At 27.7% G+C, this 17,518-nt stretch carries 15 protein-coding genes; 12 read left to right on the plus strand and 3 right to left on the minus strand.

What is annotated here, in order from left to right:
- Window positions 1–6 precede the first annotated feature (6 nt).
- From ATCC9714_RS02805 to ATCC9714_RS02855, 11 genes are all read left to right on the plus strand, one after another.
- Window positions 7–180: a hypothetical protein gene (locus ATCC9714_RS02805; RefSeq protein WP_021125443.1), complete on the plus strand. Its 174-nt coding sequence runs from the start codon at window positions 7–9 to the stop codon at window positions 178–180.
- Window positions 131–904, plus strand: a complete 774-nt coding sequence (recO, locus tag ATCC9714_RS02810; RefSeq protein ID WP_021125442.1) for a DNA repair protein RecO — start codon at window positions 131–133, stop codon at window positions 902–904. Before ATCC9714_RS02805 ends, recO begins: the two co-directional genes overlap by 50 nt.
- Window positions 897–1,475, plus strand: a complete 579-nt coding sequence (locus tag ATCC9714_RS02815; protein WP_077065503.1) for a DUF4342 domain-containing protein — start codon at window positions 897–899, stop codon at window positions 1,473–1,475. The genes recO and ATCC9714_RS02815 overlap by 8 nt, the downstream gene beginning before the upstream one ends.
- 137 nt (window positions 1,476–1,612) lie before the next feature.
- The gene (gene glyQ, locus ATCC9714_RS02820; protein ID WP_021128975.1) at window positions 1,613–2,491 is read left to right on the plus strand and encodes a glycine--tRNA ligase subunit alpha; all 879 of its coding nucleotides are present in this window, start codon (window positions 1,613–1,615) and stop codon (window positions 2,489–2,491) included.
- Window positions 2,491–4,557, plus strand: coding sequence for a glycine--tRNA ligase subunit beta (glyS, locus tag ATCC9714_RS02825; protein WP_057544408.1), 2,067 nt, complete (start codon window positions 2,491–2,493; stop codon window positions 4,555–4,557). The genes glyQ and glyS overlap by 1 nt, the downstream gene beginning before the upstream one ends.
- A gap of 128 nt (window positions 4,558–4,685) precedes the next feature.
- Entirely contained in the window at window positions 4,686–5,327 is a 642-nt protein-coding gene (locus ATCC9714_RS02830) for a helix-turn-helix transcriptional regulator (protein WP_021128973.1), read from the plus strand.
- A gap of 10 nt (window positions 5,328–5,337) precedes the next feature.
- The gene (locus ATCC9714_RS02835; protein WP_021128972.1) at window positions 5,338–6,174 is read left to right on the plus strand and encodes a pyruvate, water dikinase regulatory protein; all 837 of its coding nucleotides are present in this window, start codon (window positions 5,338–5,340) and stop codon (window positions 6,172–6,174) included.
- A gap of 278 nt (window positions 6,175–6,452) precedes the next feature.
- The gene (gene ppdK / locus ATCC9714_RS02840) at window positions 6,453–9,071 is read left to right on the plus strand and encodes a pyruvate, phosphate dikinase (protein WP_057544409.1); all 2,619 of its coding nucleotides are present in this window, start codon (window positions 6,453–6,455) and stop codon (window positions 9,069–9,071) included.
- Window positions 9,072–9,354: 283 nt separating this feature from the next.
- On the plus strand, window positions 9,355–10,188 hold the full coding sequence (locus ATCC9714_RS02845; protein ID WP_057574315.1) for a phosphate ABC transporter substrate-binding protein: 834 nt from the start codon (window positions 9,355–9,357) through the stop codon (window positions 10,186–10,188).
- Between the two features lie 81 nt (window positions 10,189–10,269).
- Entirely contained in the window at window positions 10,270–10,518 is a 249-nt protein-coding gene (locus tag ATCC9714_RS02850; RefSeq protein ID WP_021125425.1) for a zinc ribbon domain-containing protein, read from the plus strand.
- Window positions 10,519–10,616: 98 nt separating this feature from the next.
- On the plus strand, window positions 10,617–11,255 hold the full coding sequence (locus ATCC9714_RS02855; RefSeq protein WP_057544411.1) for an HD domain-containing protein: 639 nt from the start codon (window positions 10,617–10,619) through the stop codon (window positions 11,253–11,255).
- A gap of 34 nt (window positions 11,256–11,289) precedes the next feature.
- Here the strand turns inward: ATCC9714_RS02855 and ATCC9714_RS02860 are convergent, their stop codons facing one another.
- The 3 genes from ATCC9714_RS02860 to ATCC9714_RS02870 are packed head-to-tail and all read right to left on the minus strand — an operon-like array spanning window position 11,290 to window position 14,709.
- The gene (locus ATCC9714_RS02860; RefSeq protein ID WP_057544412.1) at window positions 11,290–12,366 is read right to left on the minus strand and encodes a tetratricopeptide repeat-containing glycosyltransferase family 2 protein; all 1,077 of its coding nucleotides are present in this window, start codon (window positions 12,364–12,366) and stop codon (window positions 11,290–11,292) included.
- 59 nt (window positions 12,367–12,425) lie between these two features.
- Complete coding sequence (locus ATCC9714_RS02865; RefSeq protein WP_057544413.1) at window positions 12,426–14,024, minus strand: sensor histidine kinase; 1,599 nt, start codon at window positions 14,022–14,024, stop codon at window positions 12,426–12,428.
- Window positions 13,993–14,709 carry a response regulator transcription factor gene (locus tag ATCC9714_RS02870; protein ID WP_054630549.1) on the minus strand — a complete coding sequence of 239 codons (717 nt, stop codon included), beginning with the start codon at window positions 14,707–14,709 and terminating at the stop codon, window positions 13,993–13,995. Before ATCC9714_RS02870 ends, ATCC9714_RS02865 begins: the two co-directional genes overlap by 32 nt.
- Window positions 14,710–14,929: 220 nt before the next feature.
- Between ATCC9714_RS02870 and ATCC9714_RS02875 the strand changes: the two genes are divergently transcribed.
- Complete coding sequence (locus tag ATCC9714_RS02875; protein ID WP_057544414.1) at window positions 14,930–17,518, plus strand: ABC transporter permease; 2,589 nt, start codon at window positions 14,930–14,932, stop codon at window positions 17,516–17,518.

Genomic DNA, 17,518 nt, shown 5'->3' on the forward strand with positions numbered 1-17,518 from the left:
TTAAAAATGAACAATTTGTGTTGGGAAGTTTTTAAAAGGACAGGAAGTATAGAAGCTTATCTATATATAACAAATAGTAAAAATCTAAATGAAAGTAATGATAATATAAATAGGGAGATAGAAATCGACTATGATAATATTGAACACCCAGGGGATAGTACTACGATCAGCAAGATATAAAGAAAGTGATTTGGTCTTAACAATATTTACTAGAAAGCTTGGGAAGATTTCAGCAATTGCAAAGGGAGCAAAAAGAAATAAAAGCTCTTTGCTTTCTTCTTCTCAGGTTTTTTCGTACTCTAATTTTACATTGAAAAAGCAAGGTAATATGTATAGAGTAAGCCAAAGTGAGACTATAAAAAGTTTTTATAATATAGCCTATGATATTGATGCCTTTTCTTATGCAACATACATAACAAAGTTAGTAGAAGGATCTATATATGAAAATCAAACCAATAATAGGCTATTTGTTTTATTAGCTCAAACTCTTTATCTTTATACTCAAGATGATGTAGACAAAGAATTTGTAACTAGAGCATTTGAACTGAAATTTTTAGATTATACAGGATTTAAGCCTAATGTCAATAAATGTGTAAGCTGTGGTACTGATAATATCAAAAACAGTGTATTTAATGTTGATGAAGGTGGAATACTATGTGAAAAGTGTAAGGAAAATCATGTGTATAATTTTAAAATAGATGCTACAACTATTAAGCTTATAGATTATATTTTTAGAAATGATATATTAACTTGTAGTAAAGCAAAAGTATCAAAATATATAGTAAATGAGCTTAGCAAAATTTTAAAAGTATATATTCAAGTTTACGTTGACAACGCAAACACAAAATCATTACACTTATTACAGGGACTAGAAAATTATAAGGGAGCTGATAATAATGACTGATGTAACATTAGAAAAAATAGATCAAGTGTTAGAAAGAGTTCCAAGTGCAAGTTACGCTCAAGCTAAGGAAGCATTAATTATAAGTAATGGAAATATTGTAGATGCAATAATATATTTAGAACAAAGTAAAAAAACTGCTAAAGTAAAAACTAAGGCAAAAGCTAAGATGGAAAATGCTTTAGGAAAAGATGCAGAGGAATTAAAATGTCAATTAAAAGAAATGCTAAAAAGAAGCAATGTAATAAGAATAATTGTTGAAAAAGATAATAAAACAATAATGAATATACCTTTAACAGTTGGAGTTGTTGGCTTAGCATTAGGACCATTAGTAACATTAGTAGGTCTTTCAGCAGCTGTAATAGGTAAATTTAATATAAAAGTTGAAAACGAAGAAGATAAAACAGTAGTTGATTTAGGCGAATTAAATGAAGAAAAACTAAATATGTTAAAAAATATGCTAACAAACACTGCAAAGGAAGTTACTGATGTAGTAAAAGAAAATAAAAAAGATGATAAAGATATAACTGATGAATTAATAAAAGAAGAAACTGAAAATGAGTTAAGAGACTAAGCAAAGTATTGACAATACTAAATCTAAGTGTATTGACAAATTTTAAAGAGTTTGATATTCTAAAAGTTAGAAAATAACCATTTAATGGCCTTTCGTGTAGACGAAAGGCTTTGTTTTTAATATAGGAGGGTATTCGTATGAATTTTCAAAATATGATACTAACATTGCAAGATTATTGGGCTAAACAAGGATGTATAATGATGCAACCTTATGATGTAGAAAAGGGTGCAGGAACAATGAACCCAAATACATTTCTTAGATCTTTAGGACCTGAGCCTTGGAAGGTATGTTATGTAGAGCCATCTAGAAGACCTGCAGATGGAAGATATGGTGAGAATCCTAATAGATTATATCAACATCATCAATTCCAAGTAATACTAAAACCATCTCCAGATAATATACAAGAACTATACTTAGGAAGCTTAGAAGCTATAGGAATAGATACAAAAGCACATGATATAAGATTTGTTGAAGATAACTGGGAAGCAACAGCAGTTGGTGCTTGGGGACTTGGATGGGAAGTATGGCTAGATGGTATGGAAATTACTCAATTTACATATTTCCAACAAGTTGGTGGTATAGAGTGTGAGCTAGAAACTGGAGAAATTACATATGGTCTAGAAAGACTTGCTATGTATCTTCAAGAAGTTGAAAGTGTATATGATTTAAAATGGAATGATGAAATTACATACGGAGAAGTATTCCAAAGAGCAGAGTATGAAAACTCTATGTATGCTTTTGAAGAGTGTGATGCAGATTTATTATTCAATTTATTTGATGTATATGAAAAAGAAGCTTTAAAACTTATGGACAAAGGGTTAATTACACCAGCATATGATTATGTGTTAAAATGTTCTCATACATTTAATACGCTAGATGCTAGAGGAGCTATAGGTGTAAGTCAAAGAGCTTCATTTATAAGTAGAGTTAGAAATATGGCTAGAACAGTAGCTAAAGCATATGTAGAATTAAGAAAAGAAATGGGATATCCACTTTTAAAGGAAGGTGACAGATAATGAAAAATTACCTTTTATTTGAAATAGGTGTTGAGGAGTTACCTGCAAGATATGTAAACTCAGCAATGGAACAATTAAAACTTAATATAGTTAAATCATTTGATGAAAATAGAATAACTTATGATAGTGTCAATGTGTATTCTACACCAAGAAGATTAACTGTTGTAGTTGACAATATATGTGAAAGACAAGAAGATTTAGAAGAAGAAGTAAAAGGTCCAGCTAAAAAAATAGCTGTTGATGCTGATGGAAACTTCACTAAGCCACTTCTAGGATTTATGAAAAGTAAAGGTATAAAAGAAGAAGATTTATACTTTAAGCAAGTTGGAAAAGAAGAGTATGCTTTCGGTAAAATAAAACAAGAAGGTAAGTTAACAAGCGAAGTTTTAAAAACTGTACTTCCAGAGGCTATAAAATCTATGACATTCCCTAAAGCTATGCGTTGGGGTGGAAAAAACATGAGATTTATAAGACCGATAAGATGGATGGTTTGCATATTAAATGATTCAGTACTTGATATAGAACTAGAAGGTATAGTATCTGGAAATGTTACTAAAGGACATAGATTCTTAGGAGAAAGTGAATTTGAAGTTAACACTTTAGATGAGTACTTAGCTAAGCTAAAAGAAAACTTTGTAATATTAAATCAAGATGAGAGAAAATCTATTATAAAAGAACAATGTGAAGAAGTTGCTAAATCTTTAGGTGGAGAAATAGAACTTGATGAAGAGTTACTTGAAGAAGTAACTCATTTAGTAGAATATCCAACAGCTTTCTATGGAGAGTTTGATGAAGATTATGCTAAGCTTCCAAAAGAAGTTGTAATAACTCCTATGAAGCAACATCAAAGATACTTCCCAGTTTTAAAAGATGGTAAATTACTTCCAAACTTTATAGCAGTTAGAAATGGTGATAGTCATAGAATAGACAATGTTAAATCTGGTAATGAAAAAGTTTTAGAAGCTAGACTTGCAGATGCATTATTCTTCTATAAAGAAGATACTAAAAAGTCTTTAGAAAGTTACATAGAAAAATTAAAAACTGTTGTATTCCAAGCTAAACTTGGAACAGTATATGATAAAACATTAAGAATAGAAAAATTAGCTAATGATATATTAGATAAATTAAATGAATTAGGTGTAAAAGAAGATACACTTCGTGCGGCTAAATTATGCAAGGCGGATTTAGTTACAGGTATGGTATTTGAATTTACAGAGCTTCAAGGTGTAATGGGAAGAGAATATGCAAAAGTAAGTGGAGAAAATGAAAATGTAGCAGAAGCTATATTTGAACATTATCTACCAAGATTTGCAGGAGATATACTTCCAAAAACTAAAGAGGGAATTGTTTTATCTATAGCTGACAAGCTAGACTCAATAGCAGGGTTCTTTGCAATAGGTATACAACCAACCGGTTCTCAAGACCCTTATGCACTTAGACGTCAAGCTCTAGGAATAATAAATATATTAATGGATAATAATCTAGATATAAGCTTAAAAGAGCTTGTAGATTTAACTCTTGATAACTACTCATTTATAGAATTTAATAAAGAAGAAGTTTTAAACCAAATAATGGACTTCTTCAAAGATAGAATAAAGAATTTATTCAGAGATTTAGGAATAAGATATGATGTTATAGATGCTATATTAAGTTCTAATATAGATGATATAGCAGATATGTATGCTAGAGCTAATGCACTAAACTCTTGGATAGATAAAGATGAGTTAGTTGAAATGTTAACAGCATTTAATAGAGTTGCAACTTTAGCTCAAAAAGCTGAAACTGATAAAGTTGACATAAACTTAATGAGAGAAGAAGCTGAATTTAATTTATATCAACAATTCCAAGAAATACGTTCTAATGTTGAACATTTATTAGCTGATAAAGAATATACTAAAGCTCTTGACGCTTTTGCTTCTTTAAGACCAGCAATAGATAATATGTTTGACTCTGTCATGATAATGGACAAGGACGAGGCTATAAAGAATAACAGATTAGCTATATTAAAACAAATATATGACATAATGTTAAATATTTGTGATTTATCTAAGATAGTATATAAGTAATCTGCTTAAATGACCGAGGGAATTTTTCCTCGGTTTTTAGTTTTTGTATTTACATTATACTATAAAAAATATATAATATACTATATGGAAGAAAAACGGATAAATAGTATATCACAATAAAAAGGAGTGTGATTATTATTCAACTTAATAACAGACAGTTAAAGATAATTGATATAGTCAAAGAAAATGAGCCAATAACAAGTGAGAGCATAGCAGCAATGCTTAATGTAACTAGAGCTACACTAAGATCAGACCTAGCTATTTTAACTATGACAGGCGTATTAGATGCAAGACCAAAGGTTGGGTATTTTTACTCGGGAATAGATAAAGTAAACTTATTAGGCGACAAAATAAAAAATAAAACAGTAGCAGATATAATGAGTATGCCTATAATGGTTAGACAGGATACAAATGTTTATGACACTATAGTTAACATATTCTTATCTGATGTAGGTAGTATATTTATAATAGATAGTGATGAAGAACTATGTGGAATAGTTTCTAGAAAAGATTTATTAAAGGTAACAATAGGTGGAGGAGACATAAATAAAATACCTGTAGGTATGATAATGACAAGAACTCCTAATGTTGTAACAGTAACACCAAATGATACTGTAGTACTAGCAGCAAAGAGAATTATAGAACATGAAGTTGATTCGATTCCAGTTGTAGAAGAAATGAAAAGGGATAATAAATTAATACATAAGGTTGTGGGCAGAATTTCTAAAACTAACATAACTAAATTATTTTTAGAAATAGCAGATAATTAAGGAGGAATATATGGAGAATTTAGTCATATATGTAATATCAGACTCAGTAGGGGAGACAGCTCAACAGGTAACTAAAGCTGCATTATCACAATTTCAATTAAAAGATGATTATGAAATAAGAAGATTCCCTTATGTTGTTGAAGTTAATTTTTTAGAAGAAATTTTAGATAGTGCAAAAGAAGAAAATGCAATAGTTATATATACATTAGTAGAACAAGAACTTTTAGAGTTTACTGAGAAATACTGTGAAAGAGAAAGCTTAAGTTGTGTTGACTTAATGACTCCAATATTAAGACAAATAACTAATAAGATAGGTGTTAAACCAAAGAGAGAGCCAGGAATTATAAGAAAATTAGATGAAACTTATTTTAAGAGAGTAGAAGCTATAGAGTTTGCTGTTAAGTATGATGACGGTAAAGATCAAAGAGGTATTTTACAAGCTGATGTAATTTTATTAGGAATATCAAGAACTTCTAAAACACCACTTAGTATGTACCTTGCAAATAAGAATATAAAGGTTGCAAATGTACCTTTAGTTCCAGAAATACCAATACCTAAAGAGGTATTTGAAATAAATCAAAAGAAGATAATAGGGCTTACTAATACACCAGAGAAATTAAATCAAATAAGACAAGAAAGATTAAAGTCTTTAGGGTTATCAAGTAATGCAAACTATGCTAAATTTGATAGAATACTTCAGGAACTAGATTATTCAGATAAGATAATGAAAAAAGTAGGATGTCCTGTTATAGATGTTTCTAATAAAGCAATAGAAGAAACAGCAGGAATTATAATGGACATAATGAAAGAAAATGGTCTTAAAGTATTTGGAGATAGCGATAAGTAGGATTTTAGTACACATCGAGAATATAGGTTTTCGGTGTGTAGTATAAATCTTATTTGTATAAATTATCATAAATCTAAAATGATAAGTCAAATTAAGATTTCTTAAAAATAGAGTATACAAATAAAAAACGTTTAACTCTATAATTTTGAAAATACTAAATTTAGATTTTTAGTTATTATTTTAATTATATATTTCTAGGTATAACAAAAACAATCATACTTGAATACAATATACTGTATGTAATTGTGTCTAAAAAATAATATTTAGGAGGAGTTTTTATGAGTAAGTTTGTTTATAGTTTTGGTGAGGGTTCAAAAGAAATGAAGAGTCTTTTAGGTGGTAAGGGTGCTAACTTAGCCGAGATGACTAAGATAGGCTTACCAGTGCCTCCAGGATTTACTATTAGTACTGAAGCTTGCAATGATTATTATAAAAATAATGAATGTATAAGAGAAGATATAAATGTTCAAATTGAGGAAAAGTTAGTTGAATTAGAAAACTCTTTAGGAAAGAAGTTAGGATGTAGCGAAAATCCACTTTTATTATCTGTTCGTTCTGGTGCAGTTTTCTCAATGCCTGGTATGATGGATACTATATTAAACTTAGGTTTAAATGATACTTCTGTTAAGGCTTTAGCTAAAAATACTCAAAATGAAAGATTTGCTTACGATAGTTATAGAAGATTTATACAGATGTTTTCAGATGTTGCTATGGGTGTTCCAAAGTATAAGTTTGAAAATGCTTTAGATAGAATAAAAGAAGAAAAAGGATATAAATTTGACACTGATCTTACTAGTGAAGACTTAAAGGTTTTAGTTGAAGACTATAAAAAAATATATAAAAAAGAAATAAGACAAAACTTCCCAGAAGATCCAAAAGAGCAGTTAATGTTAGCAATAAAAGCAGTATTTAAATCTTGGAATAATCCAAGAGCTAATGTATATCGTAAATTAAATGATATACCTCACAACTTAGGGACTGCAGTTAATATACAATCAATGGTATTTGGGAATATGGGAGAAACAAGTGGAACAGGGGTTGCATTTACTAGAAATCCATCTACTGGAGAAAATAAATTATTTGGAGAATATTTAATTAATGCACAAGGAGAAGATGTTGTTGCAGGTATTAGAACTCCTCAAGATATAGAAACTTTAAAAGAAGTTATGCCAAAAATTTATGATGAGTTTGTAAAAATAACACATATACTTGAAAATCATTATAAAGATATGCAAGATATAGAATTTACAATTGAAAATGAAAAATTATATATACTTCAAACAAGAAACGGAAAAAGAACTGCAAAAGCAGCTATAAATATTGCAGTTGATTTAGTTGAAGAAGGAATAATAGATGAGAAAGAAGCCATAATGAGAATTGAGCCTAATCAATTAGATCAATTACTTCATCCAAACTTTGAAGAAAAATCTTTAAAAGATGCTAAACTTATAGCAAAAGGATTACCAGCTTCACCAGGTGCTAGTTGTGGTAAAATATACTTTAACGCAAATGATGTTGTTAATGCATCAGAAAAAGGTGAAGAAGTTATACTTGTAAGATTAGAAACTTCACCAGAAGATATAGAAGGCATGGTTGTATCAGAAGGTATACTTACAGCTAGAGGTGGTATGACATCTCATGCAGCAGTTGTTGCTAGAGGAATGGGAAAATGCTGTGTAGCTGGATGTGGAGAAATAAAAGTTGATGAATACTACAAAGAAATGACTGTAGATGGACTAGTTATAAAAGAAGGAGATTACATATCTTTAGATGGATCAACAGGATGTGTATATTTAGGAAAAGTAGAAAAAACAGATGTTGCTCTTACTGGTAATTTTGAAACTCTTATGAATTGGGTTGATAAATATAAAACTTTACAAGTTAGAACTAATGCTGATACTCCAAGAGATGCAGCTGTAGCTATAAAGTTTGGAGCAGAAGGTATAGGGCTTTGCAGAACTGAGCATATGTTCTTTGATGAAGATAGAATACCTGCAGTTAGAGAGATGATATTATCAAGAACAATAGAACAAAGATTAGTTGCTCTTGAAAAATTATTACCAATGCAAAGAGAAGACTTTACAGAGATATTTAAAGTTATGGATGGAAGACATGTGAACATAAGATTACTAGATCCACCACTACACGAGTTCTTACCACATGATGATGATGCTATAGAAGCTTTAGCAGAAACTATGGGATTAGAAGTTAAAGAAATAAGAAAGAGAATAGTTGACTTACAAGAATTAAACCCAATGCTTGGACATAGAGGTTGTAGACTTGCTATAACTTATCCTGAAATAGCTATGATGCAAGCAAAAGCTATAATACAAGGAGCTATAGAAGCTAAACAAAGTGGAGTAGAAGTTAATCCTGAGATAATGATACCTTTAGTTGGAGAAGTGAAGGAATTAAAGACTATAAAAGAAAATGTAGTATCAGTAATAGAAGAAGAAATAAAAAAATCAGGAGTTAACATTGATTATACAGTAGGAACGATGATAGAGGTTCCTAGAGCTTGCTTAACAGCAGATGAAATAGCTACTGAAGCTGACTTCTTCAGTTTTGGTACAAATGACTTAACTCAAATGACATTTGGATACTCAAGAGATGATGCTAATAAATTCTTAGGAGACTATGTAAATAGTGAAATCTTAGAAAAAGATCCATTCCAAGTTTTAGATCAAAATGGAGTTGGAAAATTAGTTCAAATGGCAGCTAAATTAGGTAGAGGAGTTAAGCCAAACTTAAAACTAGGTATATGTGGAGAACATGGAGGAGAGCCATCTTCTATAGAATTCTGTTATAAAACAGGATTAAACTATGTATCTTGTTCACCATATAGAGTACCTATTGCTAGACTTGCAGCAGCTCAAGCAGCTATAAAAAATAAATAGTTTATAATAAAAGGAATTGGATTAGCCAATTCCTTTTTTATTTTTATGAATTTAACTTATGAGTAATGAATATCTTAATTCAAAATAATATCAAAGTATTATATTATGTAATTCTTTAGTTTGTAATAATATAAGTATCCTTACTATTTACATATTCTTAATAAAGATTACTTATAATTAACCTTTATATAATATGGACTTAACATAATAAATTTAAAATGAAAGTGTAAGAAAATTTCGATAAAAGATGTTAAAAATTATAACATATTATGGAGGGGCTTTTATGTTTAAGAAAAAAATAGGTGTTTTATTATTAAGTACAATAATGGTAGGTGCTTTATCAGTAGGTTGTGGGTCAAATGATTCAGCAGGAAGTAAAGATGAAAGTAAAATAACTATATCGGGATCTACATCAGTAGGACCCCTTATGGAAAAAGAAGAAGAAGGTTATAAGGAAAAAGATTCTAATGTATCTATAGAAATAAATCAATTAGGAACATCAGCAGGTATAAAAGACACTATAAGTGGAGTTGCTCAAATTGGTATGGCATCAAGAGACTTAAAGGATGCAGAGAAAAAAGAAGGTTTAAAAGAAACTAAGATTGCTATAGATGGGATAGGTATAATAACTCATAAAGGAAATACAGTAAAATCACTTACAATGGATCAAATAAAAGGTATATACACAGGTAAAATAAAAAACTGGAAAGAGGTTGGAGGAAAAGATGCTCCTATAGTTGTAGTATCTAGAGAGGATGGATCGGGAACAAGAGATGCATTTCAAGAGATAGTTGGATATGACTCTACAGAGTTAGCTAAAGATGCACAAATAAGTGATGGTAATGGAAACGTAAAATCAACAGTAGCTGGAAATGAAAATGCAATAGGATATACTTCGTTTAGCTATTTAGATGATAGTATAAATGCACTTCAAGTAGATGGTGTTAACCCAACAGCAGAAAATGCTAAAAGTGGAGATTATAAATTATCAAGACCATTTTTATTAGTATACAAAGAAGATAAATTAGGTGAAAGTGGAAAGAAATTTGTAGATTATATATTAAGTGAAGATGGTCAAAAAATAGTAAAAGAAGATGGATTAATAACTATTAAATAATTATACAAAAACATATCACAAATTAAACTTTAACCATATTATATATTATTAAGACTATATTTGTTATATGGGGGGATAGTTGTGATAAAATGCCCAAGATGTGGAAAAGAAGTTTCAAATAGACCAGGAACTGTTTGCCCAAGATGTGGTTTAGATGTAGGAAAGGTCACAGAAAAAGTTAGATGCCCAGAACCTAGTTGTAGAGCTTTGGTATCTAAAAAATTAGAATACTGCCCAAAATGTGGGTGCAAATTAAAGGGATATAATTTAAGTGAAGTATTGAAAATAGCAAAAATGAGATTTAGTAATACATTTTCTGATGAAGATTAAAAAGAAGCTTTTAAAAGCTTCTTTTTATTTTATACAATTAGATATAAAATTAAAGTAGTATAAAGTTATTTAGCAATATTAAGTTGAAAGGATAAACTATGGATAGAGAACTAAAGATAAGAGAAACTAAAGAATTCGTTATAAAAAAATTATTTGGAGAAGCAAGTGGACATGATTGGTTCCATATAGAAAGAGTTTATAACTTAGCTAAATTTATGGCTAAAGAAGAGGGTGCAGATACATTTATAGTTGAGATGGCAGCGTTATTACATGATATAGATGATTGGAAGTTTTCTAAGAATGAAAATCTAGTAGAAATATTCTTAAATGAAATTAAATTACACAAAAGTGATATAGAAAAAATAAAAAGTATAATAAATACTATGTCTTATAAGGGGGGAGTAGTAGATTCAACTCAATATAGTATAGAAGGAATGATAGTTCAAGATGCAGATAGATTAGATGCCATGGGAGCAATAGGAATAGCTAGGGCATTTGCATATGGAGGAAATAAAAATAGAGTAATATATCATCCAAGTATAAATCCTATGGAATATAAAAATTTGGATGAGGTGAAAAATAAGAATAATCATACTATAAATCATTTTTATGAAAAGTTACTTAAATTAAAAGATTTAATGAATACAGAAACAGCTAAAAAAATAGCTCATGAGAGACATGAGTTTATGGAAAAATATCTAAATGAATTTTTTTATGAGTGGAATTTAAAAATGTGATATTAAAATAGAAATAAAATAGAGGATTTATACTTTATAAATCTTCTATTTTATTTCTATAAGTATTTAGTTTATTTAATGCTAGTTGATAGTTGTATGATGCAGAAATATTAAAATATTTAATTGCAGAATCTAAATTGCCAGTTAATTCATAAAAAGTTCCTAGATTAAAAGCTGCTAAATAGCTACCAGTACCTTCGACAATTTCATAATCTAACTGTAATGCATTTAAATAACAAATATCTATATTATCAAAATAAGATATATATTTGTTTGGGTCAAAGGCAACTAACTCAGTAAAAATTAAACCACAAATAAAATGAAAATCACAACAATCATTCATATAATCAAAAATATTTTCAATAATTATTAATCCTTTTTCAACATTATTTGTTTTAATTAAATTATATAAATAAAGAATAAGACCGTCCTTAATAAATTCATCTTTATAAGAAGATATACTATCGTAAAACTTATCAAAATAAGTAGAAGCTTCATTAAACATTTTATTTGAATAGTATGTTTTGGCAGCTTGATATAATAGGTATAAATCTTGAGGAGATTGATTTAACTCTTTAAGTATAAGATCTATATTTCTATTAAATTTATTAGTGTTTAAATATCCATCATGCTCTACTTCAATATTAACTATATTTCTAGGTAAGTTAGAATCTATCTGTTCATGAATGCTACCTGTAAAATAAACACCTTTTGGAATTAGCCTTGAAATAAAAGAAGTTGATTTTCTTATTTCATTATTTTGTTCAAATAAGCTAACTATTTTTATTTTACCTATAAATTTTTCTTTAGAATTTAAAATTTTAAAAATTTTATCATATTCAATAGTAGAAATGAATTCATCAGCGTCTAATATTAAATTCCAATCAGAGTCAGATTTTATTAGACCAAAATTTCTAGCATTTGAAAAATTATTATCCCAAGTATAATCATATACAATAGCTCCAAATTCTAAAGCTATATCTTTTGTACCATCAGTAGAACCTGTATCCACTATTATTATTTTACTCACTAAATCCTTTGTTGAATTTAGACATCTCCTTAATTTAGACTCTTCATTTTTTACAATCATGACCAAATTTAAATTTTCCAATATATTACCCTCCATAAGTGTAAATAATAAAGTAATTATACGGATAAAGATAAAAATTATTAAATAGTAAATTTATTTAAATTTTGAATTACTTTAAACTTAAGTTTAACCTTAAACAAATCACCATCTATATCTAGTTCAAGGTTTCCACCTTGCATATTAACTAAATTCTTAGCAATAGAAAGACCAAGGCCACTTCCGCTAGTATTTCTTGAAACATCACCACGGACAAATCTTTCCACTAGCTCATCTGGAGTAATATTTAACTTATGGTTAGAAATATTTTTCATAGTAATTAAAACATTACCACAATCTGTATACATATCTATATATACTCTGGTATTTGATAGGGAATACTTAACTATATTAGAAATAAGATTATCAAATACTCTAAACATTCTTTTACCATCTATATTAGTAAAGATAGGTTCATTTGGAGTATTTACTATAAAATCTAGTTTGGAACTTTCAATCTTATCATCAAGTTCAACAATACTTTGAATAAGAAGTTCTTTTATATCAGTTTTTTCAAAATAAAGTTCTATATCACCACTACTGATTTTAGAAGCCTCAAAAATATCTTCAACTAAATTCTTAAGTCGATAAGCTTTTTTATCAAGTATATTTAGATAATTTTTAGTAGTTTGATTATCAAGTTCATTATTTTTTAATATATCTATATAACTAACAATTGAAGTCAGGGGAGTTTTTAAGTCATGACTTACATTAGTTATAAGTTCAGTTTTCATTTTTTCATTTTTGAGCTGAGTTTCTAAAGCTTTATCTAAACCTTCACCAATATTATTTATACTAGTTGCAATAGATGCCAGGTCATCATTTCCGATAACATCTAGTTTAGACTTTAAATTTCCATTTTCTATATCTTTTATATTGAGTTCTATATATTCAATGTAATCTATTTTTCCCTCTATTTTTTTATATATATAAGCATAACATATAGAACTTATAAAACATATTAATAAGGATTCAATTAATGAGCTTGAACTATATGGATAAATAGTATTAAGTGATAAAAATAATAATATAAATTGAACAATTAAAGCTATTATAAATAATAGACCAAGTTTTTGAGTCAAATGATGTTGATGATATTTATTATTTAAAGTATTAATAATTGGAATAACAAGTAGTCTTGATTTTATAGGAGTATTGCAATTTTTAAAACTATTAAAAATAAAATAGATTATCCATAAAATTATACTATCACAATACACTAAATCACTATCATAAAAAGGCATTGTATGTTTCCACTCATCAAAACGTGATAGAAAAATAAATATTATTATAAATAAAATAACTTCTATTGGAGTTTTAGAAAAGATGTTAACCATGTAATCAATTAATATATTTTTAGCTTTTCTATTGAAAACATATATAAAAAAACATATTAAAGATACAATAGATGAAATAAATATAATTTTCTTTTGTATATTTATAAGGGCATATTTACTAAGTTCATCAACAGGACCAAATAAATAATATTTAGGGATAAAGTCAGTAGGAGACTCACCTAAAAAGTTAAACATGATATTAAAACAACCTTCAAATAATATAGACAAAGATATGAAAAGCACAAATAAAGATACAAATTTAAAAACTGGATTATTAATAAGCAATTTTTTCAATTTTATATCCAATTCCCCACACCACCTTTAAATACTTAGGATCCTTTGGATTTATTTCTATCTTCTCCCTAATTCTTCTTATATGAACAGCAACAGTTTTTTCACAATTATAAGCAACATCTTCCCAAACATTCTCATAAATATCTTTAGAAGAAAAAACCATTCCCTTATTTTTAAGTAAAAATTCTAAAATTTTAAACTCAATAGGTGTAACCTTAACAACTTCACCATCTAGTGTAACAACTTTAGTATCATTATTTAAGCAAAGGCCACCACTAACAAGCAAACAATTACTATTATCAGAATTAATATCTTCACTTCTATGATTTAAATTAATAAATCTTCTAAGCTGAGACTTAACACGAGCTATAAGTTCTAGAGGATTGAAAGGTTTAGTAACATAATCATCAGCACCCATATTAAGTCCTAAAATTTTATCCATATCTTGATTTTTAGCAGATAAAAGTATTATAGGAATATTATTATTTTCACGTATCTTAAGTGTTGCTTTAAGACCATCCATATTAGGCATCATAACATCCATAATAACTAAATCTATATTATTATCTATTAAACTTTCAATAGCTTCTAAACCATCATAAGCTTTTAAAATATTAAACCCTTCTGGTTTTAAATAAAACTCGATAGCTTCAACTATTTCCTTGTCATCATCAACTATTAATATATTTTCACACATTAAAAATCACTCCTTTAGAATAATTATAACATAGAGTTTTCCTCAATAAACTTATAAACTATGCTCTAAATTATTAAGAATTTATTACGAAAATGTTCAATTATTACAACTTCATAACAAAGTTTGTACGATGAAGCTAAATTCCTTTTTTTGTAAAAAAACTAAGATACAATTCTCTTATAAAAGCACTTGGCTTTGAAAAAGAGAGGGGTAATAAGCAATGCGAAAAAAATTAAATTTAGGGCTTAGATATATGCAAACATATAAAGCAAGATCCTTTGCAATTATACTAAGCATGGTTTTATCAGTAGCGATGATAGTAGGAATATTAACTTTAACAAAAATAGAAGACATGAATAGTTTACAAACTATGAAATACAACACTGGAATATATCACACAACTTTTAAAAATTTAAATGATAAGCAATTAAAAATCATAGAAAATAGTGGGAATCTAGAAAATGTAGGTGCTTTTAATTTTCATGGAATAACTACAGGCAAAGAAAAACAAAATGTAATAATGCTAAATTGCAATGAAGATTATATAATTTCAAATTCAAAACTTGAAAAAGGAAGATTTGCAAAAAATAAAAATGAAATTGTAGCTGAAGAATGGGTATTAAAAAATCTAGGATTAGAGCCTAAGTTAAACCAAGTTATAAAGCTTAATATTGAAGATACAAGTAAAAATATTAAAGATGAAGAATTTAAATTAGTAGGAATTATAAAAGATAGACCAACAGAAAAGCAAATTGGTAAGATGCAAATGTATTTACCACTACAAAAAAACAGTGAAAATTTAGAGGTTGGAGTAGCCTTTAATGAAAAAATAGATATACCAACGTACATATTAGAATTAGCTAAAAAAGCCAATGTAAATAAAGATAATATAACAAGTTCAGAGGATTTAATAACGATATCTCGTGATGCAAACAATATTAGCTTAAACATCGTTTTAAGTGCTTTAGTTATAAGTTTAATATGTGGAATAGTAGTATATAGTATTTTCAATATATCTATGTACAAAAGATTTAAAGAATATGGGATATTAAGAGCAATAGGAGCTAGAAACTTTAAAGTATTTAGACTTATATTAAATGAATTGATGACTTTATCACTTATAGGCATACCTATAGGAACTGTATTAGGAATTATTGCTTCGACTATATCTAATAAATATGCAAGTGAACTAAAAACAAATATAGCACTGAATGGAGAAATAATAAAATTACATATGATTTATCCAATTGTTGAAATAGTATTAACAACATTATTTATGATTATAATATTACTTTTAATAGCATTTTTTACTTATAGAAAAATAAATAAGTTATCGATAATAGACGCTATAAAAGGAAATAGAAAATCTGACAATATGAAAAGAAATATTATAACTGTTAACACTTTAAGAAAATATATGAAGACTTATAAAGCAATATCATTTAAAAATATATGGAGAAATAAAAAGAGATGTATAATGATCATTTTATCTATGAGCATATGTGGAATATTATTTATAAACTCAAACTATAAATCACATTTAGATCAATCAGATGATTTTATCGTAGATAGATCTATGTTCAATAACTCTGATATGAGGATAGATGTATATGGAACTGGAAACCAAAGAGGCGGATTAAGCAAAGAGGATATAAATAAAATAGAAAATATAGATGGAGTAAAAGAAGTAGTAAAATCTCAAATAATGAATGGTAGAATGGTTATGGATGAAAAAGATATAGCCATTAAAGGCTATTTTGAAAACATAAATAAATCCAGTAGGGGCGAAGGTCTATTTAAAGGATATTTAGTAAAAGATAAATTAAATAATGAACTTATCTTAAAACAAAATCTTAGAGGATATGATGATAAGGCATTAAAAGAACTTAATAACTATTTAGTTGAAGGTAGTATAGATATTGAAAGAATGAAAAATGAAGACTTAGCAGTAATTTATATACCAAGAGTTGTAGATGAAAAACATGGTGGGAAAATCGAATATAACATTGTAGACAATGGAAAGCCAGTTTCAGATATAAAAGTAGGAGATACTGTAAAAGTTAAATTTAGAGAAGATGGAAAAAGACCAATAGAATTTATAACGTTAGAAGACAATGATGCTAAATACATTGAAAAAGAATTTAAAGTAGGTGCAATAGTTAGTTATCCATTTATGGCAGAAGATACATATTCAAGTGATCAATGTATAGATGTAATTGTTAGTGATAATAAATTTACTCAAGTTACAGGAAGTGAAGATTATCAAGCTATAAATATAAATTTAGATAAGGGTGTAAATGATAAAAAAGTTTATGATGAAATATTAAAAACAACTATAAAAGTAAATGGAGCTATGGCAAGAAATATAATGGAAGAAAAGGCAAATAGAGATGCTATGTATGAAAAGTCTAGAATTTATAATGCTGGAATGGTTGTAGTTCTGTTTATAATAGCAATTGTAAATATAGTAAACAACATAAGTCAAAGTATTTTAGATAGAACTAATGAGTTTGGAATGTTAAGAGCTATAGGGCTTAACAATAAAGACTTTAAAAAGATGATAATATTTGAGGGGCTTATATATACAGTTATATCAAGTTTAATAATTATAGTAGTATCTTTAGTGCTAAATAAAATGACTTATAATTCCTTTGAAGTATCTAAGTATGGAATAGATTTTAGTATAAGATATGTAGATTATATATTAATTATCGGAATAAATACTTTAGTTGGGATACTTACAACATACTTACCAGCTAAAAAATTAGAAAAAATAAGTGTAGTTGAAATGGTAAATATAAATGAATAA

Source organism: Paraclostridium sordellii, assembly GCF_000953675.1.
Classification (GTDB): Bacteria; Bacillota; Clostridia; order Peptostreptococcales; family Peptostreptococcaceae; genus Paraclostridium; species Paraclostridium sordellii.

What these genes read in the sequence shown, in the direction of transcription:
- ATCC9714_RS02805 (WP_021125443.1), top strand. Translation starts at nt 7, where the DNA reads ATGAACAATTTGTGTTGGGAAGTTTTTAAAAGGACAGGAAGTATAGAA.
- recO (WP_021125442.1), top strand. Translation starts at nt 131, where the DNA reads ATGATAATATTGAACACCCAGGGGATAGTACTACGATCAGCAAGATAT.
- ATCC9714_RS02815 (WP_077065503.1), top strand. Translation starts at nt 897, where the DNA reads ATGACTGATGTAACATTAGAAAAAATAGATCAAGTGTTAGAAAGAGTT.
- glyQ (WP_021128975.1), top strand. Translation starts at nt 1,613, where the DNA reads ATGAATTTTCAAAATATGATACTAACATTGCAAGATTATTGGGCTAAA.
- glyS (WP_057544408.1), top strand. Translation starts at nt 2,491, where the DNA reads ATGAAAAATTACCTTTTATTTGAAATAGGTGTTGAGGAGTTACCTGCA.
- ATCC9714_RS02835 (WP_021128972.1), top strand. Translation starts at nt 5,338, where the DNA reads ATGGAGAATTTAGTCATATATGTAATATCAGACTCAGTAGGGGAGACA.
- ppdK (WP_057544409.1), top strand. Translation starts at nt 6,453, where the DNA reads ATGAGTAAGTTTGTTTATAGTTTTGGTGAGGGTTCAAAAGAAATGAAG.
- ATCC9714_RS02845 (WP_057574315.1), top strand. Translation starts at nt 9,355, where the DNA reads ATGTTTAAGAAAAAAATAGGTGTTTTATTATTAAGTACAATAATGGTA.
- ATCC9714_RS02855 (WP_057544411.1), top strand. Translation starts at nt 10,617, where the DNA reads ATGGATAGAGAACTAAAGATAAGAGAAACTAAAGAATTCGTTATAAAA.
- ATCC9714_RS02870 (WP_054630549.1), bottom strand. Translation starts at nt 14,709, where the DNA reads ATGTGTGAAAATATATTAATAGTTGATGATGACAAGGAAATAGTTGAA.
- ATCC9714_RS02875 (WP_057544414.1), top strand. Translation starts at nt 14,930, where the DNA reads ATGCGAAAAAAATTAAATTTAGGGCTTAGATATATGCAAACATATAAA.